The following is a 24,444-nucleotide window of genomic DNA, read 5'->3' as shown; positions in this document are numbered from 1 at the left end:
GCCTCACAGCGCCTTCGCGCGGATCATCGCCGACAGCACCAGGGCGCCCGGCAGCAGCGGCACCCAGTCGGTCAGCACGCGGTAGCCGATCACGGTCGCGGTGGCCACCGCCGGCGGGGAGCCGAACGCGGCCAGCGTGAACACCAGCGCCGCGTCCACCGCGACCCCGCCGGGCACCGGCACGGCACCCCCGGCCGTGCCCGCCGCAAGATACGCGAGGGTCACGTCCGCCCACGACAGCCCGAGCCCGAGCGCCTCCCCGGTGCAGGCCAGCACACTCGCCTGCACCAGCGGCATCGCCGTGGCCCCGCCCCACAGGGCCAGCACCCGGGAGGGCCGCGCGTGCACCGTCCGGGCATCGGTGAGCGCACACCGCACCAGTGCTGTCACCGGCCGCCGCAGCGGTCGTACGACGGCCATCGTCACGCACGCCAGGGTGAAGCCGGCGGCGACCGGGATCAGCACGACGCCGTCCGGCACCAGCTCGCCCAGCCGCCGCCACGCGGACGAGGACAGCAGGAACCCGATCAGCACGACCGTCTTCGCACCCGACTTGGCCACCGAGTACAGCGCGATCGAGGCGGTGGCCCGCTCCAGGGGGACACCCCGGGTGCGCAGGAAACGCACGGTGACGGCGTGCGCGCCGAGCCCGGCGGGCACTGCCGTGGTTGGCGGCCCCGGCGGCGAACTGCGAGGCCAGCAGCAGCCCCGGCGGCAGCCGGTCGGGCACGGCGCCCTGCCGCATGCAGGAGGCCACCACCCAGGTCAGGCAGGTACAGGCGCCGCCGGCCAGCAGCCACCCCGGTTCGGCGCGGGCGAGCCGGGTGACGCCCTGGTACAGCAGTGACTGGTTGGTCAGCCCCCAGATCGCGGCGATGAACAGCGGGGACAGACACAGGGCGAGCCGGAGCGGCCGGCCGGCCATCGAGGGCGTCGGCAGCGGACGCACGGGCGCGTCGGCGCAGGACGAGGACAGTGACGACAGTGAGGACAGTGAGGACACGGGGACGTTGTCCTTCCACAGGGGGCCCGCGGTGGGGAGCCGCGGGCGAGCGAGACCGCCCGGGAGCCTTCCCGTCCCGAATGACACCCGGATGTCCGAAAACCTAAGGCGGGAGGGCGGGCCGGTGCCGCGGGCGATGCGGTACCCGGCCGACCCGGTAGCCTTCCTGGGGAAGGAGCACGCGACAGGGGAGGTTCCGGCGGTGCACGTCCAGGAATGGCTCGACTCGGTACCGGCGGTCGCCGTCTACGCCGTGGTGGCGCTGGTCATCGGTGTGGAGAGCCTGGGCATCCCGCTGCCGGGCGAGATCGTCCTGGTCTCCGCCGCGCTGCTGTCCTCGCAGCACTCGGGCATCAACCCGTTCGTCCTCGGCGCCTGCGCCACGGCCGGCGCGGTCGTCGGCGACTCCATCGGCTACGCGATCGGCCGCAAGGGCGGCCGCCCCCTCCTCGCCTGGCTGGGCAAGAGGTTCCCCAGACACTTCAGCGAGGGCCATGTCGCCACCGCCGAGCGCTCCTTCGAGAAGTGGGGCATGTGGGCGGTCTTCTTCGGCCGCTTCATCGCCCTCCTGCGCATCTTCGCGGGCCCGCTGGCCGGCGTCCTCCACATGCCGTACTGGAAGTTCCTGACCGCCAACCTCCTGGGCGGCATCTGCTGGGCAGGCGGCACGACGGCGGTCGTCTACTACGTCGGCCTCGTCGCGGAGGACTGGCTGAAGAGGTTCTCGTACGCGGGCCTGGCGGCAGCGGTACTGGTGGGCCTGGCGTCGATGCTGATCGTGAAACGCAAGGCCGGCAAGGCTCAGGAGAAGGAACCCGAGCCTGTGGGAGCCGGTGACTGAAGCGCCCCGACAGGGGCGCGGGGCTGTATGTGACATGCGGCTCCGCCGCGTGGGCGCGACAAGCCCCCACGCACCCGCACCCGCCCGACGACCTACTCATGCACCCCGCGATGCGCCTCGGCCAACTCCGCATAGAAGGTCCCGTTGAGGGTCACCCCCTCCCGCTCCTCCCGGCTCAGCTCGCGCCGCACCTTCGCCGGCACCCCCGCCACCAGCGACCCCGCAGGCACCACCATCCCCTGCGGCACCAACGCCTGCGCGGCCACCAGCGACCCCGCCCCGATCACGGCCCCGTTCAGCACGGTCGCCCCCATCCCGATCAGGCAGTCGTCCTCCACGGTCGCCCCGTGCACCACCGCGTTGTGCCCGATCGACACCCGCTCCCCGACGCTCACCGGAAACCCCGGATCCGCATGCAGCGTGGCGTTGTCCTGCACATTCGCCTGAGCCCCCACGGTGATCTTCTCGACATCCCCCCGGATCACCGCGCCGTACCAGACACTCGCCCCGGCCTCCAGCGTCACATCCCCGATCACCGAAGCCGTCGGTGCCACGAACACGTCGGCCTCGACCCGCGGCTCACGTCCCCCGATCCCCATGATCAGCGCCTTGTGAGTCATCACCGTCTCCCGTCGTCGTCGATTCCCCCGGAAACCTACGCCACCGGTTGGGGCAAAGATCACAGCAGCCCGCCCTCTTCTGCTCGCCGCCCGCTGAGTACCGTGACCCCGTGCCGAAGCCCAAGAACACGTTCTCGTCCTGGCGTCGCCGCCTCGCCCAACGCGCAGTGCACGCGGCCTGGGCCTGGGCGCAACGCACCGGGTCCGTCACGGCCGACCACCCCAGCCGCTTCCGTTTCGGCGCCCTCGGCGAAGCCACCCGCCTCGCCTTCCCACTCGGCACGGTCTTCGGTGAACCGTGGATCCACCTCGGCTCGCACTGCATCGTCGGCGAACAGGTCACCCTCACCGCGGGCCTGATGCCCGACCTCGACCTCGGTCCCGACCCGATCCTGCGCATCGGCGACGGCGTGGTCCTCGGCCGCGGCAGTCACGTCATCGCCGACACGACGGTCACCATCGGCAGCGACTGCTACTTCGGCCCGTACGTCTATGTCACCTCCACCAACCACTCCTACGACGACCCGCACGAGCCCATCGGCAGACAGTGGCCCCGCATGGAGCCCGTGGAGGTCGGCCCGGGCTGCTGGATCGGCACCGGTGCGGTGATCCTGCCCGGCGCGCGGATCGGCCGGAACGTGGTGGTGGCCGCGGGCGCGGTGGTCCGGGGCACGGTGCCCGACCACGCCGTGGTGGCCGGCGCGCCCGCCCGGGTCGTACGCCGCTGGACACCCGAGACCGGCTGGCAGCCGCCGCTGCGCACGCCCCCGCCGGTGCCGATCCCGGAGGGCACCACGCCGGAGCAGTTGCGCGCGCTGGCGGAGCTGGACGAGGAGGACGTGGCACGGCTCGCCGCACTGGAGACCGAGGGCTGAGCGGCCGCCGGCCGAGCCGCCGGCCGCCGGTTCAGCCGGTGGCCAGCAGCAGCGTTCCCACCAGCGCCAGCCCGGCGCCCGCCGCCTGGACCGCCCGCAGCCGTTCGCTGAGGAAGCCGCGGGCCGCGAGCGCGGTGACCACCGGGTAGAGCGACGCGAGCACCGCGGCGACGGTGACCGGACCGTGCTGGGCGGCGACCGAGTACGTGCCGTTGGCCGCGACGTCGGCGAGACCGACGAAGCCCAGCGCAGGGAGCGTGGCCCAGGCGAAGCCGCCCTCCGGCAGTGCGGGCGCACCCCGGCGCACGGACAGCCACAGGGCCGCGCCGCCCGTCGCGACGCTGGTCAGCCGTTGTACGAAGAGGGCCAGGAAGAGGCCGGTGACCGTGGTGGACGCCTCGGTGATCAGCGCGAACACCGTGCCGAAGCCGGCCGCGGAGACCAGGGTGAGCAGGATCGTCCGGCGCTGCACGGGGGCGCCGCGCAGCTGCGGGCCGCCGGCCAGGACGACCCCGGTGACGGCGACCGCGATGCCCGCGACCTGGAGCAGCCCCGGCCGCTCACCGAGAAGGAGGCCGACCCCGACCGGGACGGCGACGCTCAGGGTGGCCAGTGGGGAGACCACTCCCATCGGGCCGAGGGCGAGGGCCTTGTAGAAGGAGAACAGCGCGACCGGTCCGACCAGGCCCGCCGCGAAGGCGAACCACAGCCGCGGTCCGGCCTCGCTCCAGCCGCCCGTGGCGACCACGATGACGCCCAGCACCGCCGCCGCCAGGCCCTGCGACAGGACGACCACGGTGAGCGCCGGGGCGCGTCGCGTGAGCAGTCCGCCGCCGAAGTCGGCCAGTCCCCACAGGAAGCTGGTGGTCAGGGCGAAGAATGCTGTCACGGCCCGCCTCGCAGTACAGTTCGGTGAACGATCAGGTGCACCCCATCGTAGTTCACTGGGATGAACTGCGTCATCTAGAATATTGGACCATCATGCCCACCATGCCCTCCACAAGGCTCTCCACGATGGACGGACCGTGTCGGACCTCGACCTGCTGACCCAGTCCCTGGCCCGCAACGTCAAGCACTGGCGGGCGGTGCGCGGGTTCACTCTGGACGTGCTCGCGGCCCGGGCCGGAGTCAGCCGCGGCATGCTGATCCAGATCGAGCAGGCCCGCACCAACCCGAGCATCGGCACGGTCGTCAAGATCGGTGACGCGCTCGGCATCAGCGTCACCACCCTGCTCGACTACGAGCAGGGCCCGAAGGTCCGGATCGTCCCCGCCGACAAGGCCGTACGGCTGTGGCACACCGAGGCCGGCAGTTTCAACCGGCTCCTCGCCGGCACCGAGGCGCCCGGCCCGCTGGAGATGTGGGACTGGCATCTGATGCCGGGGGAGAGCAGCCCGTCGGAGCCCCACCCCACCGGCACGGTGGAGATCGTCCACGTCACCGCCGGTGAACTGACCCTCACCGTCGACGGCACCGAGTACCGCGTGCCGAAGGGCGCCAGCGCTTCCTTCCAGGCGAACACCGCCCATGTGTACGGCAACACCGGGGACGTGCCGATGGAGATGGTGATGACGGTCTCCGTGCCGCCCGTGCCCTGAGCCCGGCGGGCGCGGCTGTTGGCGTGCGGACATGCGCGCACCCATCGGAGACTTCGACGCCGCCGTCCCCGCCACCGACCGCCTCGACGAGCTGACCGCGCCGGTCGCCGACGCCGTACGCGACTGGACCGGCACCGTGCCCGCCGACCGGATCGTCCATGTCGAGACCGAACCGCGGTGGGCGGACACCGCGGTCTTCGTCGAGCACTACAGGCGTGACCCGCTGGAGCGGTCGGCCAACTGCGTGGTGGTGGCGGGCAAGCGCGGCGGCGGGACCACCCCGGCGGCCTGTCTGGCGCTGGCCACGACCACGGTGGACGTCAACGGCGTGGTGTGCCGCCGACTCGGCGCCGCAAGGCCTCGTTCGCCTCGATGGAGACCGCGACCGGCGCGACGGCATGGAGTACGGCGGCACCCCGATCGGACTCCCGTACGACTGGCCGCTGTTGGTGGACTCGGCCGTGGTCGACCTGCCCTGGGTCCTGGTCGGCAGCGGGCGCCGGCGCGGCAGACTCCTGGTCCCCGGCGAGGCGTTCGCCGAGCTGCCGGGCGCGGTGGTGGTGGCGGGGCTCGGCGTCTAGGACAGCGCGTGGGCGTGGTGCGCCAGCGCCAGGTGCGGGTCCGCCTGGCCCGGGGCAGGCGCCGGATCCGCGTGCACCAGGGCCGCCGTCAGCCTCGGCACGGCGTGCAGCAGCGCGTGTTCCGCCTCGACGGCGATCCCGTGGGCCTGCCGCACGGTCGCCTCGCCGTCGACCACCACCGCCACCTCGGCCCGCAGCCGGTGCCCGATCCACCGCAGCCGCAGCTCGCCCACCGCGCGTACCCCCGGCACCTCGCGCAGCGCCCGCTCGGCCCGGTCCACCAGCTCCGGGTCCACGGCGTCCATCACCCGTCGGAACACCTCGCGCGCCGCGTCCCGCAGTACCAGTGCGATCGCGGCCGTGATCGCCAACCCCACCAGCGGGTCGGCGAGTTGCCAGCCGAGCGCCGAGCCGCCGGCCCCCAGCAGCACGGCCAGCGAGGTGAACCCGTCGGTACGCGCGTGCAGCCCGTCGGCCACCAGTGCGGCCGAGCCGATCTCCCGGCCCACCCGGATCCGGTACCGGGCCACCCACTCGTTCCCGGCGAACCCGGCCAGCGCGGCCACCGCGACCGCCGAGAGGTGCGAGACCGGGCGCGGGTCCAGCAGCCGGTCGACCGCGGTCCAGGCGGCGAAGACGGCCGAAGCGGTGATCGTCAGTACGATCGCGATCCCCGCGAGGTCCTCGGCCCGCCCGTAGCCGTAGGTGAAGCGGCGGTTCGCCGCGCGGCGCCCGAGCACGAAGGCGATGCCCAGCGGTACGGCGGTCAACGCGTCCGCCGCGTTGTGCACCGTGTCCCCGAGCAGGGCGACGGAGCCGGACAGGACCACCACGACCGCCTGCACGAGCGCCGTCGCGCCGAGCACGGCCAGCGAGGCCCAGAGCGCCCGCATGCCCCGCGCCGACGACTCCAGCGCGGTGTCGAGCTTGTCGGCCGTCTCGTGGGAGTGGGGCGTCAGGAGATGGGTGAGGCGGTGACGGAGACCGGCGGCCGAGGAGTGTGCGTGACCGGGCGGATGATCGTGCCCGTCATGAAGCCCGTCGCCGTGGCCGTGGCCGTCGCCGTGCCCGTGATCGTGCCCGTCGCCGTGTCCGTGATCGTGCCCGTGCCCCTGGCCGTGCCCGTGATCGTGCCCCTGGCTGTGCCCGTGATCGGGCTCATGGCCGTGGCTGGGCTCAGGGACGCGGCTTCGGTTGTGGTCGTGGTCGCGGTCGCGCTCATGGCTGTGGCCGTGGTCGTGCCCGGGGCCGTCGGTGGGCTTGCCCTGCCGGTCAAGGGTGGAGGCGTGCTCGGGAAGGTGACGGTCGTCCGCGGACGCGTGTTCGTGGTGGTGCCGGTCGCTCATGCGGCTCCCCTCTCCGGTGCGCTGGGCGCGGTCATGGACATCCGACGCCCACGACGCCATTATGTGCGTATGAGCGCACGCATGCACCTGTCACCTGCGCATCATGCGCATCCGCGCACCCCCGGCGAGGAGCAGTTCGCGCTCGCCGCCGAAGTCCTCGCCCTGCTCGGCGACCGCACCCGGCTCACTCTGCTGCACGCCCTGACGACGGGGGAGGCAGACGTCGGCACGCTCACCGAGGTGTGCGGCGCCGCGCGGCCCGCCGTCAGCCAGCATCTGGCGCGGCTGCGGCTCGCGGGGCTGGTGGGCACGCGCAAGGAGGGGCGCCGGGTGGTGTACTCGCTGCGCCACGGCCATCTGCGCCGCCTGGTCGAGGAGGCGCTGAAGGTGGCGGACCACCGGCTGTCCGAGACCGTCACCGCAGCAGACGGCTGAGCTTTTCGAGCAAGGCGAGCGCCTCCTCGGCCTCGCTGGTCGCCGCCGCCAGGGCCGGGCCCAATGGTGCTTCCCGCACCGCCTTCATGCGGTCGGACGGCTCGGCGACCGGGCTCAGCAGCGTACGGCGGCCGTCACGCGGGTCGGATTCGGCGACGCTCGCCTCGGCGCTGCGCAGCCGGCCGCGCAGTCGGAGACCTGGCTCTGCGCCAGGCCGGTGCGCTTGGCGATCTCGGTGACCGTGGTCCGGGGGTGGTCGCGCAGGTCGGCGGCGACGATCAGCACGGTGCCGGTGCTGGTGGGGTGTTCGCCGATGCCATCCCCCGTTCGCCGGGCGTCTCAGCGACCGGATCGGCGGCCGCCGGGTGCTGCTCGCCGGGCTGGTGTCCTTCTGCTCGGGGCTGCTCACGGTGATCCTGCTCGCCCTCGCCGGTACGGCGCTCCTCGCCGGCCGGGCCCACAGCCCGGTCCCCGTGACCGCGTGACGGTCAGAAGGCGGCGGCCGAACCGAGGTACTGCTCGGCGAAGGCCGTCGCCGCCGCGCGTGAGGTGAACAGCCTGCGCAGCCGGGCCAGGCTGGTGCCCGCGAGGAACGGATCGCCGGAGGACGTGCCGTGGTAGATGCCGGACAGGAACTGCGAGAACTCCTGGTAGTCCCAGACCCGGCGCAGGCAGGCGTGGGAGTAGCCCTCCAGACCGGCGTCGTCGCCCTTCGTGGCGTGCGCGGCGATCGCGTCGCCCAGCAGGAAGGCGTCGTGCAGGGCGAGGTTCATGCCCTTGGCGGCGATCGGCGCGGTCAGGTGCCCGGCGTCGCCGGCCAGGAAGAGGCGGCCGTACACCATGGGTTCGACCACGTAGTCGTGCATGTCCAGCACGCGCTTCTCGATCAGCCGCCCCTCGGTGAGCGGCGGGGCCCCGGCCGCGCCGAGCCGCTCGCGCAGTTCGTCCCAGACCCGGTCGTGCGACCAGCTCTCCGGATCGTCGCCCGGCGGGCACTGCAGGTAGTAGCGGGTGACCTCGGGGCTGCGCGCCATGTGCCCGGCGAAACCGTTCGGATGGACGCCGAAGACCACGCAGTCCGAGGACGGCGGCGCCTCGGCGAGCAGGGCCAGCCACGCCGTGCCGTGGTCCTGCCGGGAGACCCGCACCCGCCCGTCCGGTATCGCGTCCCGGGTCACCCCGCGCGCCCCGTCGCAGCCCGCGACGTACTCACAGCGCAGAACATGTCGTCGGCCGGTCTCCGGGTCGAGGTACGACACGGCGGGTCGGTCCGTCTCCAGGCCGTCCAGCACGACGTCCCGCACCCCGAACCTGATGTCCCCGCCGCGCACGTCGGCGTACTCCCGTACCAGATCCGTCACCAGCAACGGCTGCGGGTAGACATAATGGTGATGGCCCGTCAGTTCGTGGTAGTCGAACCGGAACCGCTCATCGGCGAACCGGAACTCGCACGCGCTGTGCAGCTGCGCGCGGGCCTCCAGGTTCTCGCCCAGACCGCGCTGCCGCAGCCCGCGCACCGCCCATTCCTCGATGACCCCGGCCCGTGGCCGGGTCTCGATGAACTGTCTGCTCTCGGTCTCCAGGACCACGCAGTCGACGTCGGCGGCCCGCAGGATGTTCCCGACGGTCAGCCCGGCGGGCCCGGCGCCCACGACGACGGCCGTACGGCGTTCTTCGGAGGGGGAGTTGCGGTGGGGGGAGGGGTGCGTCACCTCTGCATTATGACGGTGTCCCGTCAGCCACGGCAGTGCCACCGTGGCTGACGGGACGGGGGTGAGGGGGAGGGGTCAGTGCGCCGGGGCGTCGGTGACCACGACCTCGTCGATGCTGCGCTCGATGTCGTCGGCCGTGGAGGCGGTCGCCTTGGCCCAGTAGTAGATGCCGACCGAGAAGGCGGCGATGACCAGGATGTCCCACCACAGAGCGATGTGGTTCTGGCCGCCGAAGCTGCCCTGCCAGGAGATCAGGCCCATGCCGATCAGGTAGACGGGCAGCCACTGCGCGGCCCGGAAGTCCAGCCGGGGGGCGTCCGGCAGGTTCTTGCTGTGGGCGTAGAAGGAGTAGCCGCCGAGCAGCAGGTAGCCGAGCACGATCGCGAGGCCGAGCCGCCACAGGATGTCCCAGCCGGACCAGTAGATGATCAGGTTGGCGACCACGAACGACAGCGGGGAGATCAGCTTGCCGAACGGCAGCCGGTACGGGCGCTCGCGCTGCGGCAGCTTGTCGGCGAAGACGCCGTACGCCAGCGGCGCGCCGGCGTACATCAGCACGCTCGCCGAGGTGATGAAACCGACCAGCTGCTGCCAGCTCGGGAACGGCAGGAAGCAGATCACGCCGGTCACGAAGGACATGATGAGACCGAACCACGGCACACCGCGGGAGTCGGTCTGGGTGAAGATCTTCGGCGCGTAGCCGTTCTTCGCCAGGCCGTAGGAGACGCGCGAGGTGGCGGTGGTGTAGATGAGGCCGGTGCCGCCGGGGGAGATGATCGCGTCCAGGTAGAGGACCCAGGCCAGCCAGCCGAGGCCGACCAGGGTGGCGAGGCCGGCCCACGGGCCGCTGATGCCCGCGTACGCGAGGTGGCCCCAGCCGTGCGCGAAGGTGCTGTGCGGCAGCGCGGCGATGAAGACGACCTGGAGCAGGACGTAGATGACGGCGCCGATCGCGACCGAGCCGAGCGTGGCGCGCGGCAGGTCCTTCTTCGGGTTGCGGCTCTCGCCGGCCAGCTGGATGGCCTGCTCGAAGCCGAGCAGCGCGAAGATGATGCCGCTGGTGCTGATCGCGGTGAGCACGCCCTTGGCACCGAAGGGGGCGAAGCCCTCCGAGTGGAAGTTGGACGTGTGGAAGTTGCCGACCGCGATGATGAAGATCGCGGCCAGCGGGACGGCGATCTTCCACCAGGTCGCGGCACTGTTGGTGTGCGCGAGTACCCGGACGCCGAAGAAGTTGACGCCGACGAACAGGGCCATGAGTACGACGGCCACCAGCAGGCCGCTCGCGGTCAGGGTGCCGTCGGCGTGCTCAAGGTGCTGGGCCCACTTCCAGTGACCGGCGTAACCGATCATGGCCTCGACCTCGATCGGCGCCACGGTCGCCGCCTGCAGCCAGGAGAACCAGCCGAAGGACATGCCGGCCAGGCCGCCGAACGCGTAGTGCGGGTAGCGGGCCGTACCGCCCGCGACCGGGAACATGCCGCCGAGCTCGGCGTGCACCAGTGCCAGGAGCACGATCGCGACCGCGCCGATCACCCACGAGATGATCGCCGCCGGGCCGGCCATGCCGACCGCCTTCTCGGCGCCGTACAGCCATCCGGAGCCGATGATCGAGCCCACAGAGGCCCACATCAGGCCGATCAGGCCGACGTCCCGCCTCAGACCGCCCGAAGGTGTGGTGTCCTCCGTCGCGGCTTTCTCGACACTCACCATGTCAAGTGGCCTCTCAGTTTCTGAACGCAGATTTAACGAGCAAGAGGGCACAAGCTAAGGGTGCGTGCTGCAACCGGAGAAGAGTGTTTCCAAAGATTTGACCCTCGATCTTTCCTGTCTTGGCCAAAGCTTTTGCACAGGTCAGCGAGGGTCACGGAATGTCCGTATTCAGTTGTGATAAGTGAGAAGAAGGTAAGACAGGCAAGCTCAGATCTTCCTCAAATCCGGCTCAGTTCCCGCCCAGGCGCGGAATTTCGATGGCCGGGCAGCGGTCCATGACCATGTCCAGCCCCGCGGCCCGCACCCGCTCGTGGGCCGCCTCGTCGACCACCCCGAGCTGGAACCACACCGCCTTCGCGCCCTTCGCCACCGCCTCGTCCGCGACCGGCCCGGCCAGCTCGCTGTTGACGAAGACGTCGACGACGTCGACAGCGAAGGGAACCTCCGACAGGGACGCGTAACCCTGCTCGCCGTGCACCGTCTCCGCCTTGGGATGCACCGGCACGATCCGCTTGCCGAACCGCTGCAGCACCTGCGCCACCCCGTACGCCGCCCGCCCCCGGTTCGACGACAGGCCCACCACCGCCCAGGTGTCACCCGTCCCGGTCAGGATCCTGCGGATCGTCGCTTCGTCGCCGTACACCGTCGGCCTCCTCGTCTCGGGGAACATCCGCCGTGGCCAACAGCGGTCGCCGGACCCTGATTCCCCCGCCCGGAGCCGGTCCGCGCAGTGGCGCCCGGACAGTCCGCGGGGCAGGAGGTGCCGCATGTCCCGCATGTCCCGCCACGGTGACCTGAATCGTCGCAAGATGCCTGCGTACGGCCCGCCGCACGCCTACGCTCGGGCCGTGCTCCGCATCCTCGACGCCAAGACCGGTGAGACCGTCCCCGCCGTCCCCGCCCGCCGTGCCCTGACCCGGGTCGAGGCACATGCCTCCGGGTACGACCTGACGGCGCTGCGGGTCCTGCTCACCACCGACCTCCTGCTGCGCGCGCTGGAACTCGGCGGCACCCCGGTCCTGCCCCTGCTCACCGCCGACCGCCACCAGGCCGAACTGCACGCCGCCGCCACCACCCTCGGCATCCGCCCCTTCGAGGACGGCCGCGATCTCGCCGCGGGACTGGGCGAGGCACAGGTCGTCCACGTCGTGGCCGCGGGCCCGGCCGTGCCCGGTGCCGGCGTCACCGTCGCCGTCGCCCCCGCCGACGGCCCCGGGGCCGCCGTCCTCAACACCCTCGCCGATCCGGCCGCACTCCGGCTCGCCCTCCTCGACGCCCCGCGCGGCACGGCCGTCCACCTAGGCGCCGGCGCCCTCGACGCGGCCGGCCGGCGCCTCGGCAGGCTGCGGCAGTCGGTGGCGCACTGGGCGCGCAGCCCCTCCCGGCCGGTGCCCGAGAAAGTACGGGGACGGCTGCGGGACGCCTGGGAGGACGACCTCGACGTGCCCGCGGTGCTCGGCGTGCTGCGCTGGATGGAGACCCAGTCCGAGATCCCCGACGGCGCCCGCTTCGAGACCTGCGCCTACGCCGACCGGCTGCTCGCCCTCGACCTCACCCGCGACCTCGGGCGGGCGGCGTGATGAGCCGGGCGGGCGCGGGCCCGCTGCGGCGCCTGGTCGTCCTGCGGCACGCCAAGTCGGCCTGGCCGGAGGGCGTCCCTGACCACCTGCGCCCGCTCGCCGACCGCGGCCGCCGCGACGCCCCCGCCGCCGGCCGCACCCTCGCCGGATCCGACTGCCTGCCCGACCTCGCGGTGTGCTCCACCGCGGTACGCGCCCGGCAGACCTGGGAGCTGGCCTCCGCCCAGTGGGGCACACCGCCGCCGGTCCGCTACGACCGGCGGATGTACGCGGCCGACGTCCCCGACCTGCTGGAGATCGTGCGGGAGGTGCCGGCCGAGGTGGAGACGCTGCTGCTGGTCGGGCACAACCCGGGCCTGGAGGAGCTGGTCCTCGACCTCGCGGGCGACGGCCTCGACGACACCCTGGAGCAGGTCCGCGAGAAGTTCCCGACGTCCGCGATCGCCCTCCTGGCCTGGCACGGCACGACATGGGCGGCCCTCGCCCCGGGAACGGCACTGCTCACGGAGGTGACGGTGGCCCGTGGGCGGAAGGAGCAGCGGCGGAAGGAGTAGCGCGGGTGTCCGCATAGGCTGGGCGGATGCAGGACGAGTACCGCACAGTCGCCCGCGCCGGCACGCACGAGACCGAGGTCAACCGCTCCCGCTTCCTGTGCGCCCTCGCCCCGGCGGCCACCGAGCGGGAGGCCCAGGACTTCGTCGCGGCCGTCCGCAAGGAGCACGCCGACGCCACCCACAACTGCTGGGCCTACGTCATCGGAGCCGACGCCGCCACCCAGCGGGCCAGTGACGACGGCGAACCGGGCGGCACCGCCGGCGTCCCCATGCTCCAGATGCTGCTGCGCCGCGACATGCGGTACGTCGTCGCCGTCGTCACCCGCTACTACGGCGGCGTCAAGCTCGGCGCCGGCGGGCTGATCCGCGCCTACGGCGGTGCGGTCGGCGAGGCCCTCGACGCCGTCGGCACCCGCACCCGCCGCCGCTTCAGGCTGGCCACGGTGACCGTCGACCACCAGCGGGCCGGCAAGGTCCACAACGACCTGCGTGCCACCGGCCGTGAGGTCCGTGACGTGCGCTACGGCGAGGCCGTCACCATCGAGATCGCCCTGCCGGACGCCGAACTGGCCGCCTTCCGCGCCTGGCTCGCCGACGCGACGGCGGGCACGGCCACCCTCGAACCGGGCGGCGAGGCGTACGGGGACGCGTGACGACCGGAGCGAAGAGCTTCTCCCCGCCATCGCCGCGCGGGGGGTTGTCCTGACATTCCTCCGGATCTAGGGTCCCTCAGGGGGCAAGCGCTTTCCCCGCGTCACCCCCCGTCACGCCCCACACGCCCACCGGGCCCCCACCGAGGAGCGCGCATGAGCATCCGCGTCAGCCACGTCCACGGCGAGCACTTCGCGGTCGCGGCACCGGACGGCACCGAGATCCTCAGGTACGTCTACCGGCCCGATCCGGAGGCGTACGAGGCCCGCAAACCGTACGCTCACCCGGTGCGCACCCTCGCGGGCCGCACCGTCACCGGCTACCGGCCGAGCGACCACCGCTGGCACAAGGGCCTCCAGATGACGGCCAGCCACCTCTCCGGGCAGAACTTCTGGGGCGGCAACACCTATGTCCACGGCGAGGGCTACCAGGTGCTGCCGGAGCGGGTCGGCTCGATGCGGCACGACGGCTTCACCGAGTTCGCCGTCGCGGACGACCGGCTCGCCGTCACCGAGCGGCTGACCTGGGTCGAGCACGGCGGCGCGGAGTGGGCGCGGGAGGTGCGCGGGCTCACCGTCCACTCCGTCGACGAGCGGGCCGGTGCCTGGGCGCTCGACTGGTCGATCCACCTCACCAACATCCGTGACGAGCCGCTGACCTTCGGTTCCCCCACCACCGCAGGGCGCGAGATGGCCGGATACACCGGCCTGCAGTGGCGCGGCCCCCGTGACTTCACCGGCGGTACCGCGTTCGGCCCGGACACCGTCACCGGCGCCGAGAAACTGATGGGCACCCAGGGCCCCTGGCTCGCCTGCACCACCGAGCACGACGAGGTGGACGGACACTCCACGATCGTCTTCGCCCACGCGCCCGAGAACCTCGATCCGCGGACGGCGATCCACGAGTCGCACTGGTTCGTGCGCGCGGAACCGATCCCCACGGCAGCGTTCTCCTGGGCGTTCTTCGAGGAGTTCGCCCTGCCGCCCGGCGAGTCCTTCACCTACCGCTACCGGATCGTCTTCGCCGACGGCGCCTGGGACGCCGAGCGCGTCGCCGCACACCTGGAGAGCCTGCCGTGGTGAGCACGCCCGAGCCCGCTCTGCCCCGCCCCCTCCCCGGCGCCATCGGCCTGTCGCACCTCAGCGCCTACGACTGGGAGGCCGCCGACGGCGTCTGTGGCGGCAGCCCGCATCTGCACCTGGTGTGCACGGAGGCGTACGTCGTCACCGGCGGCCGGGGTGCCGTGCAGACCCTCAGCCCCGACGGCTACCGGGACATCCCGCTGGAGCCCGGAGCCGTCGCCTGGTTCACCCCGGGCACCGTGCACCGCATGGTGCAGGGCGGCGACCTGCGCATCACCGTGCTGATGCAGAACAGCGGGCTGCCCGAGGCCGGGGACGCCGTCTTCACCTTCCCGCCCGACGTCCTCGCCGACCCCGAACGGTACGCGGCCCTGGCAACGTTGCCGTCGGGCACGGGAGCCGAGGTGGAGCAGGCCGCCCGCGGGCGCCGGGACCTCGCAGTCGAGGGCTACCTCGGCCTGCGCGAGGCACTGGTCGCCGGAGACAGCGGCCCTTACGCGGAGTTCCAGCGAGCCGCCGCCCGGCTGGTGCGCGAGAAGGTGCCGCGCTGGCGCGAGCTGTGGCGGGCCGGCGCGCTGGCCACCGCCGAGCGCACCGGTGCCCAACTGGACGCGCTGCTGGCCGGCGAGCCGTCGTACCTCGGCGAGGCGACCACGTACGAGACCGCGCCCACCCGGCTCGGGGGGTTCGGTATGTGCGGCCGCCGTGACGAGTACAACCTGCCGGGGACGACGCTCCCGTACGGCGGCGAGTAGCCGAGGTCTCCCAGCGGGCCCAGGCGGGCGGTGCGGTTCGCGGTGCCGGTCAGCCGCGGTTGTTGGCGGACAGGGGCGCGGCGGACGCGTCGGCCTGCCTGAGTTCGGCGAGGAGCACGTTCTGCCCGTTGAGCAGTTCGGTGAGGATACGGCGGGCCGCGCGCAGCAGGTCGGCGACATCGCCGCCGGCCAGCGCGTAGCTGACGGTGGAACCCTCCCGGATGGACACCACGATGCCGGAGCGGCGCAGCACGGCCAACTGCTGCGAAAGACTGGACGGCTCGATCTCGATGTCGGCGAGGAGGTCCCGTACCGGAACCGGCCCGTGCTGGAGCAGTTCCAGGACCCTGATCCGTACGGGATGCCCGAGCATGCGGAAGAAGTCCGCCTTGGCCTGGTAGAGGGGGACTTGCATGACTGCTCGCTCTCTGCCGGGTCGAGTCGGGTGGGGACGTCGGGGGACGGCGGCGCCTTGCGGCACCGCCGCATCGGCCCGTCACAGCCGATCCTCGCCGCCCGGGGCCTGGTGCAGGCACGAATTGGAATCATGCTGATGTGGTCACTTGAAGAAGTTTTCACATCGTGGGCGCACAGAACCCCGGGCTCGGGATCGCCTCTAGACCTCAAGCTGTTCCTCGACCCGCTTCAACTGGTGGCGGGCCATGGCGAGGTTCGAACGCTCCTTGTCGAGAACCAGGTAGAGGAACAACCCGTTCCCGCTGCGGCCGGTGATCAGACGGATGAGGTGATACTGCCTTTCGAGGGTGATGAGGATGTCCTCGATCCGGCTCTTGAGGCCCAGTTGTTCCATCGTGCGCACCTTGGCCCGGATGACGTCCGTGTTCCCGGCCGCGGCGATGGTCAGATCGAGGTCCTTGCCCCCGCCCAGCGTTCCCAGCGCCATGCCGCTGGTGTAGTCGACGACCGCGGCCCCCAGGGCCCCTTCGACCGAGGTCATCATTTCCTTCATCGACACTTCCACGCTCGCCATGACGGCGCCTCCCCTTCGGATGCCGGTTGCGACGGGGACCGGCTCTCGACGTCCCCGTCCGATGCACGGACCGTAAGCCGGTGGGAGCGGCGCCGTGACGGCGTCTCTGTGTCTGACGCATGATGACCGAAGGGCTGCGCCCTTGGATCGTTTGAGCGACGGAAACTGGTTCGAGAGTGGGCGAAGCTGAAGCCAGGGCCTTCCGTCGGCTACCGGGGGAGCGGGAGCAGGTGCACGCGCCAGGCGCCGAGCGCCGCGAACAGGCCCGGGTCGACCAGTTCGTCGCCCTCCCGGTCGTAGGTGCTGTCGTCGAGCAGGCCGGTCAGCCGGCAGGAGTGCCCGCGCAGTTCGTCCCAGGGCAGGGGTACCCGCCCCTGGGCGGGCTGCCGGAGCGGTTGATCACGACCAGGCGGTGTTCCCGGGCGGTGGTCCGGGACCAGGCGAGCGATGGGCGCGGACGGACTCGGCGTCCTCGTGGACCAGGCGGTCGCGGAGCCGCTTGCCGGAACAGTGGTCGAACCGTTCCTGAAGACTGAGCGGAAGTGAGCCCTGTTGCCCGCGCGTTCCGCATCCAGGAGCAGGTGATCCGAGGTGAGTGGTGGGCCAGGGGGTGAAATGCGTTAGCGTGGCAGGCGGTGACGGGGAGGACCCGTGCTGGTTTCGGGTCGAACAGGTGCAATTGGGGTAATCGTGCGGGTCGGGGTGGTTTCATGAGAATCCTGCACACTTCCGACTGGCATCTGGGCCGGGCGTTCCACCGCGTGAACATGCTCGGCGCCCAGGCCGAGTACATCGGCCACCTCGTGGCGACCGTGCGCGAGCACGCCGTCGACGCCGTGGTGGTGGCGGGAGACGTGTACGACCGCGCGGTGCCGCCGCTCGCCGCGGTCGAACTCTTCGACGAGGCCCTGCACCGACTCGCCGACCTCGGCGTGCCCACGGTGATGATCTCCGGCAACCACGACTCCGCCCGCCGCCTCGGCGTCGGCGCCGGACTCATCGACCGCGCCGGCATCCACCTGCGCACCGAGCCGTCGGCCTGCGGCACCCCGGTGGTGCTCACCGATGCCTTCGGGGACGTCGCCTTCTACGGTCTGCCGTATCTCGAACCCGCCCTGGTCAAGGACGAGTTCGCGGTCGACCGGGCCGGGCACGAGACCGTGCTGGCCGCCGCCATGGACCGGGTCCGCGCCGACCTCGCCGCCCGCGCGCCCGGCACCCGCTCCGTCGTCCTCGCACACGCCTTCGTCACGGGCGGCGAGCCCAGCGACAGCGAACGGGACATCACCGTCGGCGGAGTGGCCGCCGTGCCGGCCGGCGTCTTCGACGGCGTCGACTACGTGGCCCTCGGTCACCTGCACGGCTGCCAGACCCTCACCGAACGCGTCCGCTACTCCGGCTCCCCGCTGGCGTACTCCTTCTCCGAGGCCGGCCACCGCAAGAGCATGTGGCTCATCGACCTCGCCGCCGACGGCACGGTCACCGCCGAACGCCTCGACTGCCCGGTGCCGCGCCCGCTGGCCCGCCTCCGCGGCACCCTGGACGACCTCCTCGCCGACCCCGCCCTCACCCCCCACGAGGACGCCTGGGTCGAGGCCACCCTCACCGACCCGGTCCGCCCCGCCGACCCCATGGCCCGCCTCACCGACCGCTTCCCGCACACCCTCAGCCTGGTCTTCGCCCCCGACCGGGCCCCGGACGACCCGGACGTCTCCTACGCCCGGCGTCTGGCCGGCCGCACCGACCGGCAGATCGCCGAGGACTTCGTCGCCCACGTGCGCGGCGCGGGCCCCGACACACGCGAACTGGCCGTCCTGGACGAGGCGTTCGACGCGGTGCGCGCGGACGGCGCGGTACGCGAGGTGGCCCGGTGACCGACCGCGACCATCCGCACGCCCTCCTGGCGGCGTACCCGCGTCCGCACTCACATCCGCGCCACCTCACGGAGGTGGCCGCATGAGGCTGCACCGGCTCGACATCACCGCCTTCGGCCCCTTCGGCGCCTCCCAGAGCGTCGACTTCGACGCGCTCTGCGCGGCCGGGCTCTTCCTCCTGCACGGCCCGACCGGCGCCGGCAAGACCTCCGTCCTGGACGCCGTCTGCTACGCCCTCTACGGCACCGTCCCCGGCGCCCGGCAGAGCGGCCAGGGCCTCACCCTGCGCAGCGACCACGCCGACCCGGCCACCCGCACCGAGGTCCGCCTCGAACTCACCGTCGCCGGACGCCGGTTGGAGATAACCCGGCAGCCGCCCTGGGAGCGCCCCAAGAAGCGCGGCGCGGGCACCACCCTGGACAAGGCCCAGACCTGGCTGCGCGAGTACGACGCGCCGGCCGGCGCCTGGAAGGACCTCAGCCGCTCCCACCAGGAGATCGGCGAGGAGATCAGCCAGCTGCTCGGCATGAGCCGCGAGCAGTTCTGCCAGGTCGTCCTGTTGCCGCAGGGAGACTTCGCCCGGTTCCTGCGCGCCGACGCCGGCGCGCGGGGCCAGCTGCTCGGCCGGCTCTTCGACACGCAGCGCTTCGCCGACGTCGAGAAGCGACTCGCCGAGCGCCGCAGGACGACCGAGGCCCGGGTCCGGGACGGCGACTCCCAGCTGCTGGCCGACGCGCACCGCATGCAGCAGGAAGCCGGCGACGTGATGGAACTGCCGGACCTGGCCCCGGGCGAGCCCGGCCTGGCCTCGGCCGTCCTCGCCGCCGCGGCGGTGGCCCGCAGCACCGCACGGGAGCGCCTCGCTGTCGCCCACTGCCGGCTCGCCGCCGCCGAGTCGGCCCAGTTCGCGGCCGACCGTGCGTGGGCCGACGCCCGCGAACTGGCGCGGCTGCAGGCGCGGTTCGCTCAGGCGCGGCAGCGCGCCGCAGGGCTTCAGGAGCGGGCCGGGGACCACCGGGCGGCGCAGGCGCGGATGGAGCGGGCGCGGAAGGCGGAAGCGGTGGCGCCGGCGCTGGAGCTGCGGGCGGCCGCCGAGGCGGGACATCGTGAAGCGGCCGCCGCCGAGGTACGCGCCCGGGCGCTGCTGCCGGAGACCCTCGCGGGAGCCGGGGCGGCAGGGCTCGCCTCCGCTGCCCGCCGGGCCGCCGAGGAGCTGGGCGCACTGGAGTCCGCGCGCCGGGCCGAGCGACGGCTCACCGAGGTGGTCGACGAGCGCGGCCGTCTTGACCGGCAGGAGCGGGACGACGAGGACGTCCGGCGCGAGGCCGAGAGCTGGCTCGCCGACTGGGACACCACACGTGCCGGGCTGCAGTCCCGTGCCGACTCCGCCCAGGAGTCCGCGACCCGCGCCGAGCAGCTCGCCGTGCAGCGTGATCCCGCCCGCCGGCGGGTGGCGGCGGCTCGGCTGCGGGACGAGCTGGGCCGCGACACCGACGAGGCCCAGCGCACGGCCCTCGCCGCCGCGCAACGGGCCGTCGAGGCACGGACGCACTGGCTCGACCTCAAGGAACAGCGGCTGAACGGCATCGCCGCCGAGCTGGCCGCAGAGCTCACCGAGGGCGAGCCGTGCGCGGTCTGCGGGGCCACCGAACACCCGGCGCCGGCCGAGAAGTTCGCGGGTCACGTGGACCGCGAGGCCGAGGAGCGCGCGCTCGCCGCCCTTCAGCGCGCCGACGAGCAGCGCGCCCGGGACGAGCGGCGGCTCGCCACCGTACGCGAGGCCCTGGCCGCCGCCACCGCCGAGGCGGGTGACATTCCGACCGCCCGACTTGCCGCCGAGGCCGATGAGCTGGAGCGGGAGTACGCCCACGCCCGGCGGGCCGGCTCCGCCCTGCACGCGGCGCACGAGGAGCTGCGGCTCGCGGAGCAGGAGCGCGAACGGCGGCTGGCCGAGCGGCAGCAGGCCGAGGTCCGGGCCGCCGCACGTCTGACCAGACGCGAGGGCATCGATGCGGAACAGGCCGCCCTGGAAGCGGAGTTGGCCCAGGCACGCGGAGGCGCCGCCAGCGTCTCCGCGCGGGCCGCCGAACTGGAGCGGCAGGTGGCGCTGCTCACCGACGCCGCCGACACCGCGCGCGCCGCGGAGGACACCGCCCGGCAGCTGAAGGACACCGACGCCCGGCTCGCCGACGCCGCCTACCGGGCCGGTTTCGACACCCCGCAGGCCGCGGCCGCCGCCCTTCTCGACGACACCGCCCACCGGGAACTCCAGCGGCGCCTGGACGAGTGGCAGTCCGAGGAGGCCGCGGTGCGTGCCGTACTGGCGGAGGCCGACACCGCGGCCGCCGCCCAGCAGCCGCCCGCCGACCCCGACGCGGCGGAGCGCACCGCCGCCCTGGCCGCCCGGCACCTGCGTGACGCCGCCTCCGCCCGCGACCGGGCCGCCCGCTGCTGCGCCGAACTCGACCGGCTGTCCGCCCACGCCACCGAGGGCGTACGTCAACTGGCCCCGTTGCGTGAGGAGTACGACCGGGTCGCCCGGCTGGCCGGGCTCACCGCCGGTACCTCCGCCGACAACGAGCGCCGGATGCGCCTGGAGTCGTACGTGCTGGCCGCCCGCCTGGAACAGGTCGCCGCCGCCGCGACCGTACGCCTGCAGCGCATGTCGTCCGGCCGTTACACCCTGGTCCACTCCGACGACCGCACCGGGCGCGGCCGCAGCGGCCTCGGACTGCACGTCGTCGACGCCTGGACCGGACGCGAGCGGGACACCGCCACCCTCTCCGGCGGCGAGACCTTCTTCGCCTCCCTCGCGCTCGCCCTCGGCCTCGCGGACGTCGTCACCGACGAGGCCGGCGGCGTCCGCCTCGACACCCTCTTCATCGACGAGGGCTTCGGCAGCCTCGACGACCAGACCCTGGACGAGGTCCTCGACGTCCTCGACTCCCTCCGCGAACGCGACCGGAGCGTCGGCATCGTCAGCCACGTCCCCGACCTGCGCCGCCGCATCCACGCCCAACTGGAGGTCGTGAAGGAGAGATCGGGCTCGGCGCTGCGGCTGCGTGGGGTCTGAGCGGCGCCCGGCGAAGCGCCCGAAAGGGGCGCGGGGCTGTATGGGATGTGCGGCTGCCGCCGCGACGGGGGTCCCCCCGGGTTCGAGCGAAGCCGAGAACGTGGGGGAGCCACCAGCCACGACGGCGCCGGAGGCGACCGAAGGCCCGGCGTGGCACTTGCGGCGGAACACTCACATGGCGACGGCCCGGCGGGGGAGTGGTGAGGAGTAGACGACGCTCGTCGTGACCGAGCCGAGGGTGCCGATGCGGCCGGAGACCTCCTCCAGGTGGCGCATGGAGCGGGCGGTGACCTTGATGACGAAGCAGTCGTCGCCCGTGACGTGGTGCGCCTCCAGGATCTCGGGGGTGGTGTCGACCAGGTCGTGGAAGGGCTTGTAGTTGCCGTTCGGATAGCGCAGCCGGACGAAGGCGAGGATCGGCAGGCCGAGGCGCTCCGGGTCCACCACCGCCGCGTACCCCTGGATCACGCCCGACTCCTCAAGCCGGCGCACCCGCTCGGTCACCGCGCTCGGGGACATCGCCACGGCCCGGGCCAGCTCGGCGAAGCTCGCCCGGCCCTCGTGCTGGAGGACGTCGAGGATGCGGCGGTCGGTGGCGTCCGGGGAAAACTCGGTCATGGGGGATGGATAACAGGGAATCCCCGGCCGGACAAGTGCATGGCCGGGGATCACGTCTTCAGGAGGACGGGGCACGGCCGTAGATTTCCGGGCATGGAGATCCGCCGCATCGGCGGTCAGCGAAAGGCCCGACATGACAACCGGCACCGTCAACCCCGTCCTGCGCGTCGCCCCGGCCGCCCCCGCCGAGGCCGCCGCCCACTTCCGGGCGAGCCTCGCCTTCCACGCCGACGTCTCCGACGTGGCCGCCGCCCTGGCCGCCGACGGGGACCCGGGCTTCGTCGTCCTGGACTCCCGCTCCACCGAAGCCTGGGACCAGGGCCACATCCCCGGCGCCGTCCACCTGCCCACCGCGCTCGTTCCCGAGCAGGCGGCCGGACTCCTCGACCCGACCGTGCCCGTGGTGACGTACTGCTGGGGTCCCGGCTGCAACGGCGCGACTCGTGCCGCCCTGGCGCTGGCCGAACTCGGCTACCGGGTCAAGGAGATGCTCGGCGGATTCGAGTACTGGGTGCGTGAGGGCTTCGAGTTCGAGACCTGGCGGGGACGTGAGCGCCGGGTCCCGGACGCGCTGACCGCACCCGTGGAGGGCGGTGACTGCGGTTGCTGATTCCCGGAGGCGAACCTGTGCCGTCGCTGTACGTGTAAGTTCGCCCCATGACTCGATATGCGGATCCCGGCGCGGTGGAGTGGGTGGAGTCGGGCGGCGGCCCGCTCGTCGCGGTCCCGGAGACGGTCCTGCCGTTCTGGGCCGGCGCCGACAGTGAGGAGCTGGCCACCGACTACGACCGGGCCTGCGAGGTCGACGGCTACGTCGGACTGCTCCCGGTCGGCGACAGCACCGCCCTGGTCCTCGGCGACGAACCCGCCTCGACGTCCTTCCTGCCGGACCACGGCACCTTCGTACGGTGGTCGGCCGCCAACTCGGAGGAGGAACTCCTCGCACAGGTGCCGGCCGCCCTCGACGGCGCCGTCTGGGAGAACGAGATCCGCTGGCGGGTCCCGGGCCCCGTCGTCCTGTTCGACTCCGCCTGGCCGGGCGGTGAGGCCCAGGGCGGAGAGCATCTGCGGGTCGCACTGGAGCCCGGCACCTACACGGTGCGCGCCGCCTACGCCAGACCCGGCCCGGAAACCTGGCTGGGCCTGGTGCAGTTGCGCCGGATTCCGTCCTGACGAGCCGTCACTTCACGCCGTCGATCGCGATGCCGAGGTGACGCGGGCCGCGCAGCACCGCGTTGGACAGCGGCGGCCGGTCGTAGGGCTCGTACGGTTCGTCGCCGATCAGGGTGAGTTCGCCGCCGAACCGCTCGGCGCGCAGCGTCTCGGCACCCCGCAGTCCGGCCAGCGAGGCACCCACGATCACGATCCGGCCCTCGCGCCGCAGCCAGTCGAGATAGTCAGTGGGCGGCATCGGAGGTGCCTCCCGCTGATCCGTCCAGTCCGTCGGCGGTGATCGCCTGCCCCGGGCAGGCGGCGACGGCCCGCGCCACCCGCTCCCGCTGCTCCTGCTCGGCCTGCGGGTTGTAGACCAGCGACTCCTCGCCGTGCATGGTGAAGACGTCCGGCGCGAGGAACGCGCACTGCGCGTATCCCTGGCATCCGTTGAGGTCGACGACAAGGCGCATCATGGCTCCGCCCTTCCGGTGGCCAGGTCCGGTGCGTACCGCGGTCCGTCGTTCCAGTCCTGGACGGCGGAGAACTCCTCGCACGCCAGCATGAGAGCCGGGCCCGGCCGCCGCGCGCCGGAGCCGCCGATCGGGTGAGCGAGCCGTCAGGCCGCCGGAGCCGCGGCGGAGCGGCGGAAGCTCACCCCGACGATGTACGCGCTGAGAAGCAGCGACCAGGCCGGGAACACCAGCTCGGCCCAGGGCACGGTGGACGACAGGAACAGCAGGGCCAGGGTGGTGAGGAAGCCCAGCAGCGTGAGCCGGCGCGGCAGGATGCCCAGGCGGTGGCCGATCACCGAGGCGGAACAGACGAAGACGGCCGCCATCCGCATCGCGTACCCGGTCATCAGCGTGTACGCGAGGTGCTGGCCGAAGTCCCAGGTGGGCCGGGACGGTGAGGTACCCGCCGGATGCGCGGTGTCGAGCACGGCCGCGGCCACCGCGGCGGCGGCGAACATGGTGGCCGTGAAGACCAGGCCGCTGCCGAGGAACACGGTCGCCATGAACCGGTCCTCGGCGTCGCCGACATGCGAGCGGACGACGCCGACGAACCACAGGAAGAAGATGCCGGCGAACGGCACCAGCAGGAGGGCCACGTGCACGGCGCCGCGCCGGGCCGGATCCGGCTGCTGGGCGGTGACCGCGTCGGCGCCCTGCGGGATGCCCAGCCGGATCAGCACCATGGCGGCGGCGAGCAGCAGCGCGAAGACGATCCCGGCCACTCCGGCGGCGCGAGGGGTCTGCAACGGTTCCCGTGGTGGGGGCGTGGAGGTCTGCATGCGCGGCTCGCTTCCCGTGTCCGGTGGCTCCCGGCACCAGCAAGCCTCCTGTCACCGGCCGCCGCCACCGGAGCACCCCCGAACGGCAGACCGGCG

General features: G+C 72.9%; 26 protein-coding genes and 2 pseudogenes. 14 read left to right on the top strand and 14 right to left on the bottom strand.

Annotated elements, in window-relative coordinates:
* Positions 1-3 precede the first annotated feature (3 nt).
* Complete coding sequence (locus OHB00_RS09605; protein WP_406433233.1) at positions 4-660, bottom strand: YbhN family protein; 657 nt, start codon at positions 658-660, stop codon at positions 4-6.
* A gap of 545 nt (positions 661-1,205) precedes the next feature.
* Between OHB00_RS09605 and OHB00_RS09600 the strand changes: the two genes are divergently transcribed.
* On the top strand, positions 1,206-1,844 hold the full coding sequence (locus tag OHB00_RS09600) for a DedA family protein (protein ID WP_406445699.1): 639 nt from the start codon (positions 1,206-1,208) through the stop codon (positions 1,842-1,844).
* 92 nt (positions 1,845-1,936) lie between these two features.
* Here OHB00_RS09600 and OHB00_RS09595 read toward each other — a convergent pair whose 3' ends face one another.
* Positions 1,937-2,464 carry a gamma carbonic anhydrase family protein gene (locus OHB00_RS09595; protein ID WP_406433231.1) on the bottom strand — a complete coding sequence of 176 codons (528 nt, stop codon included), beginning with the start codon at positions 2,462-2,464 and terminating at the stop codon, positions 1,937-1,939.
* A 110-nt stretch (positions 2,465-2,574) separates the two neighbouring features.
* Here OHB00_RS09595 and OHB00_RS09590 point away from each other — a divergent pair, with 110 nt between their 5' ends.
* On the top strand, positions 2,575-3,339 hold the full coding sequence (locus OHB00_RS09590) for an acyltransferase (RefSeq protein ID WP_406433229.1): 765 nt from the start codon (positions 2,575-2,577) through the stop codon (positions 3,337-3,339).
* 31 nt (positions 3,340-3,370) lie between these two features.
* Here OHB00_RS09590 and OHB00_RS09585 read toward each other — a convergent pair whose 3' ends face one another.
* Complete coding sequence (locus OHB00_RS09585; RefSeq protein ID WP_406433227.1) at positions 3,371-4,228, bottom strand: DMT family transporter; 858 nt, start codon at positions 4,226-4,228, stop codon at positions 3,371-3,373.
* A gap of 136 nt (positions 4,229-4,364) precedes the next feature.
* Here OHB00_RS09585 and OHB00_RS09580 point away from each other — a divergent pair, with 136 nt between their 5' ends.
* The gene (locus OHB00_RS09580; RefSeq protein WP_406433225.1) at positions 4,365-4,937 is read left to right on the top strand and encodes a helix-turn-helix domain-containing protein; all 573 of its coding nucleotides are present in this window, start codon (positions 4,365-4,367) and stop codon (positions 4,935-4,937) included.
* A 31-nt stretch (positions 4,938-4,968) separates the two neighbouring features.
* A pseudogene (locus tag OHB00_RS09575) lies at positions 4,969-5,518 on the top strand (YbaK/EbsC family protein).
* Here OHB00_RS09575 and OHB00_RS09570 read toward each other — a convergent pair.
* On the bottom strand, positions 5,515-6,864 hold the full coding sequence (locus OHB00_RS09570) for a cation diffusion facilitator family transporter (protein ID WP_406433223.1): 1,350 nt from the start codon (positions 6,862-6,864) through the stop codon (positions 5,515-5,517). The pseudogene OHB00_RS09575 and the gene OHB00_RS09570 sit on opposite strands and share 4 nt — an antisense overlap.
* Before the next feature lie 69 nt (positions 6,865-6,933).
* Between OHB00_RS09570 and OHB00_RS09565 the strand changes: the two genes are divergently transcribed.
* Entirely contained in the window at positions 6,934-7,299 is a 366-nt protein-coding gene (locus OHB00_RS09565; protein ID WP_406433221.1) for an ArsR/SmtB family transcription factor, read from the top strand.
* 114 nt (positions 7,300-7,413) lie between these two features.
* On the opposite strand, the gene OHB00_RS09560 is transcribed toward OHB00_RS09565, so the two are convergent.
* The 4 genes from OHB00_RS09560 to OHB00_RS09545 form a co-directional block, all read right to left on the bottom strand.
* Entirely contained in the window at positions 7,414-7,584 is a 171-nt protein-coding gene (locus OHB00_RS09560; protein WP_406433219.1) for a hypothetical protein, read from the bottom strand.
* Between the two features lie 203 nt (positions 7,585-7,787).
* Positions 7,788-9,011, bottom strand: coding sequence for a 4-hydroxybenzoate 3-monooxygenase (locus OHB00_RS09555; protein ID WP_406433217.1), 1,224 nt, complete (start codon positions 9,009-9,011; stop codon positions 7,788-7,790).
* Between the two features lie 75 nt (positions 9,012-9,086).
* On the bottom strand, positions 9,087-10,724 hold the full coding sequence (locus tag OHB00_RS09550; protein ID WP_406433215.1) for an APC family permease: 1,638 nt from the start codon (positions 10,722-10,724) through the stop codon (positions 9,087-9,089).
* 229 nt (positions 10,725-10,953) lie between these two features.
* Positions 10,954-11,367: a CoA-binding protein gene (locus OHB00_RS09545; RefSeq protein WP_406433213.1), complete on the bottom strand. Its 414-nt coding sequence runs from the start codon at positions 11,365-11,367 to the stop codon at positions 10,954-10,956.
* Positions 11,368-11,533: 166 nt separating this feature from the next.
* On the opposite strand from OHB00_RS09545, the gene OHB00_RS09540 reads away from it, so the two are divergent.
* The 5 genes from OHB00_RS09540 to OHB00_RS09520 all read left to right on the top strand — a co-directional run bounded on the left by OHB00_RS09540 (position 11,534) and on the right by OHB00_RS09520 (position 15,346).
* Complete coding sequence (locus OHB00_RS09540; RefSeq protein ID WP_406445697.1) at positions 11,534-12,304, top strand: hypothetical protein; 771 nt, start codon at positions 11,534-11,536, stop codon at positions 12,302-12,304.
* On the top strand, positions 12,301-12,858 hold the full coding sequence (locus OHB00_RS09535; RefSeq protein WP_406433211.1) for a SixA phosphatase family protein: 558 nt from the start codon (positions 12,301-12,303) through the stop codon (positions 12,856-12,858). Before OHB00_RS09540 ends, OHB00_RS09535 begins: the two co-directional genes overlap by 4 nt.
* A 26-nt stretch (positions 12,859-12,884) precedes the next feature.
* Complete coding sequence (locus OHB00_RS09530) at positions 12,885-13,511, top strand: YigZ family protein (RefSeq protein ID WP_406433209.1); 627 nt, start codon at positions 12,885-12,887, stop codon at positions 13,509-13,511.
* 153 nt (positions 13,512-13,664) lie between these two features.
* On the top strand, positions 13,665-14,591 hold the full coding sequence (locus OHB00_RS09525) for a PmoA family protein (RefSeq protein ID WP_406433207.1): 927 nt from the start codon (positions 13,665-13,667) through the stop codon (positions 14,589-14,591).
* On the top strand, positions 14,585-15,346 hold the full coding sequence (locus tag OHB00_RS09520) for a cupin (protein WP_406433205.1): 762 nt from the start codon (positions 14,585-14,587) through the stop codon (positions 15,344-15,346). Before OHB00_RS09525 ends, OHB00_RS09520 begins: the two co-directional genes overlap by 7 nt.
* A 49-nt stretch (positions 15,347-15,395) precedes the next feature.
* On the opposite strand, the gene OHB00_RS09515 is transcribed toward OHB00_RS09520, so the two are convergent.
* Entirely contained in the window at positions 15,396-15,761 is a 366-nt protein-coding gene (locus OHB00_RS09515) for an ArsR/SmtB family transcription factor (protein ID WP_406433203.1), read from the bottom strand.
* 201 nt (positions 15,762-15,962) lie between these two features.
* Positions 15,963-16,337, bottom strand: a complete 375-nt coding sequence (locus OHB00_RS09510) for a hypothetical protein (protein ID WP_406433201.1) — start codon at positions 16,335-16,337, stop codon at positions 15,963-15,965.
* A 710-nt stretch (positions 16,338-17,047) separates the two neighbouring features.
* Here OHB00_RS09510 and OHB00_RS09505 point away from each other — a divergent pair.
* Complete coding sequence (locus OHB00_RS09505) at positions 17,048-18,211, top strand: exonuclease SbcCD subunit D (RefSeq protein WP_406433199.1); 1,164 nt, start codon at positions 17,048-17,050, stop codon at positions 18,209-18,211.
* A gap of 82 nt (positions 18,212-18,293) precedes the next feature.
* Positions 18,294-21,284 (top strand): AAA family ATPase, encoded by a 2,991-nt coding sequence (locus tag OHB00_RS09500; RefSeq protein WP_406433197.1) that lies wholly within the window; start codon positions 18,294-18,296, stop codon positions 21,282-21,284.
* Positions 21,285-21,455: 171 nt separating this feature from the next.
* Here OHB00_RS09500 and OHB00_RS09495 read toward each other — a convergent pair whose 3' ends face one another.
* Positions 21,456-21,902 (bottom strand): Lrp/AsnC family transcriptional regulator, encoded by a 447-nt coding sequence (locus OHB00_RS09495; RefSeq protein ID WP_406433195.1) that lies wholly within the window; start codon positions 21,900-21,902, stop codon positions 21,456-21,458.
* Between the two features lie 133 nt (positions 21,903-22,035).
* Here OHB00_RS09495 and OHB00_RS09490 point away from each other — a divergent pair, with 133 nt between their 5' ends.
* Both OHB00_RS09490 and OHB00_RS09485 read left to right on the top strand, forming a co-directional pair.
* A complete protein-coding gene (locus tag OHB00_RS09490) occupies positions 22,036-22,512 on the top strand; it encodes a rhodanese-like domain-containing protein (protein ID WP_406433193.1) in 477 nt (158 codons plus the stop codon).
* A gap of 47 nt (positions 22,513-22,559) precedes the next feature.
* Complete coding sequence (locus tag OHB00_RS09485; RefSeq protein WP_406433191.1) at positions 22,560-23,075, top strand: immunity 21 family protein; 516 nt, start codon at positions 22,560-22,562, stop codon at positions 23,073-23,075.
* 46 nt (positions 23,076-23,121) lie between these two features.
* Here OHB00_RS09485 and OHB00_RS09480 read toward each other — a convergent pair.
* From OHB00_RS09480 to OHB00_RS09470, 3 genes and pseudogenes are all read right to left on the bottom strand, one after another.
* Positions 23,122-23,313: pseudogene (locus OHB00_RS09480) on the bottom strand (FAD-dependent oxidoreductase); the annotation flags it as partial.
* A complete protein-coding gene (locus tag OHB00_RS09475) occupies positions 23,300-23,527 on the bottom strand; it encodes a ferredoxin (RefSeq protein ID WP_406445695.1) in 228 nt (75 codons plus the stop codon). The pseudogene OHB00_RS09480 and the gene OHB00_RS09475, both read right to left, overlap by 14 nt.
* A 146-nt stretch (positions 23,528-23,673) precedes the next feature.
* Positions 23,674-24,348, bottom strand: a complete 675-nt coding sequence (locus OHB00_RS09470; RefSeq protein WP_406433189.1) for a hypothetical protein — start codon at positions 24,346-24,348, stop codon at positions 23,674-23,676.
* Between the last annotated feature and the right edge of the window lie 96 nt (positions 24,349-24,444).

It is taken from the genome of Streptomyces sp. NBC_00631 (genome assembly GCF_045206895.1).
Classification (GTDB): domain Bacteria; phylum Actinomycetota; class Actinomycetes; order Streptomycetales; family Streptomycetaceae; genus Streptomyces.
Note: the sequence above shows the minus strand (reverse complement) of the source record. Positions and strands in the feature narration are given on the sequence as shown.

Excerpts from the sequence above, each read along its gene's own strand:
- OHB00_RS09550 (WP_406433215.1), bottom strand. The coding sequence starts at position 10,724 with ATGGTGAGTGTCGAGAAAGCCGCGACGGAGGACACCACACCTTCGGGC.
- OHB00_RS09505 (WP_406433199.1), top strand. The coding sequence starts at position 17,048 with ATGAGAATCCTGCACACTTCCGACTGGCATCTGGGCCGGGCGTTCCAC.
- OHB00_RS09565 (WP_406433221.1), top strand. The coding sequence starts at position 6,934 with ATGAGCGCACGCATGCACCTGTCACCTGCGCATCATGCGCATCCGCGC.
- OHB00_RS09495 (WP_406433195.1), bottom strand. The coding sequence starts at position 21,902 with ATGACCGAGTTTTCCCCGGACGCCACCGACCGCCGCATCCTCGACGTC.
- OHB00_RS09540 (WP_406445697.1), top strand. The coding sequence starts at position 11,534 with ATGCCTGCGTACGGCCCGCCGCACGCCTACGCTCGGGCCGTGCTCCGC.
- OHB00_RS09475 (WP_406445695.1), bottom strand. The coding sequence starts at position 23,527 with ATGCGCCTTGTCGTCGACCTCAACGGATGCCAGGGATACGCGCAGTGC.
- OHB00_RS09515 (WP_406433203.1), bottom strand. The coding sequence starts at position 15,761 with ATGCAAGTCCCCCTCTACCAGGCCAAGGCGGACTTCTTCCGCATGCTC.
- OHB00_RS09490 (WP_406433193.1), top strand. The coding sequence starts at position 22,036 with ATGACAACCGGCACCGTCAACCCCGTCCTGCGCGTCGCCCCGGCCGCC.
- OHB00_RS09525 (WP_406433207.1), top strand. The coding sequence starts at position 13,665 with ATGAGCATCCGCGTCAGCCACGTCCACGGCGAGCACTTCGCGGTCGCG.
- OHB00_RS09530 (WP_406433209.1), top strand. The coding sequence starts at position 12,885 with ATGCAGGACGAGTACCGCACAGTCGCCCGCGCCGGCACGCACGAGACC.
- OHB00_RS09570 (WP_406433223.1), bottom strand. The coding sequence starts at position 6,864 with ATGAGCGACCGGCACCACCACGAACACGCGTCCGCGGACGACCGTCAC.
- OHB00_RS09595 (WP_406433231.1), bottom strand. The coding sequence starts at position 2,464 with ATGACTCACAAGGCGCTGATCATGGGGATCGGGGGACGTGAGCCGCGG.
- OHB00_RS09510 (WP_406433201.1), bottom strand. The coding sequence starts at position 16,337 with ATGGCGAGCGTGGAAGTGTCGATGAAGGAAATGATGACCTCGGTCGAA.
- OHB00_RS09485 (WP_406433191.1), top strand. The coding sequence starts at position 22,560 with ATGACTCGATATGCGGATCCCGGCGCGGTGGAGTGGGTGGAGTCGGGC.
- OHB00_RS09470 (WP_406433189.1), bottom strand. The coding sequence starts at position 24,348 with ATGCAGACCTCCACGCCCCCACCACGGGAACCGTTGCAGACCCCTCGC.
- OHB00_RS09500 (WP_406433197.1), top strand. The coding sequence starts at position 18,294 with ATGAGGCTGCACCGGCTCGACATCACCGCCTTCGGCCCCTTCGGCGCC.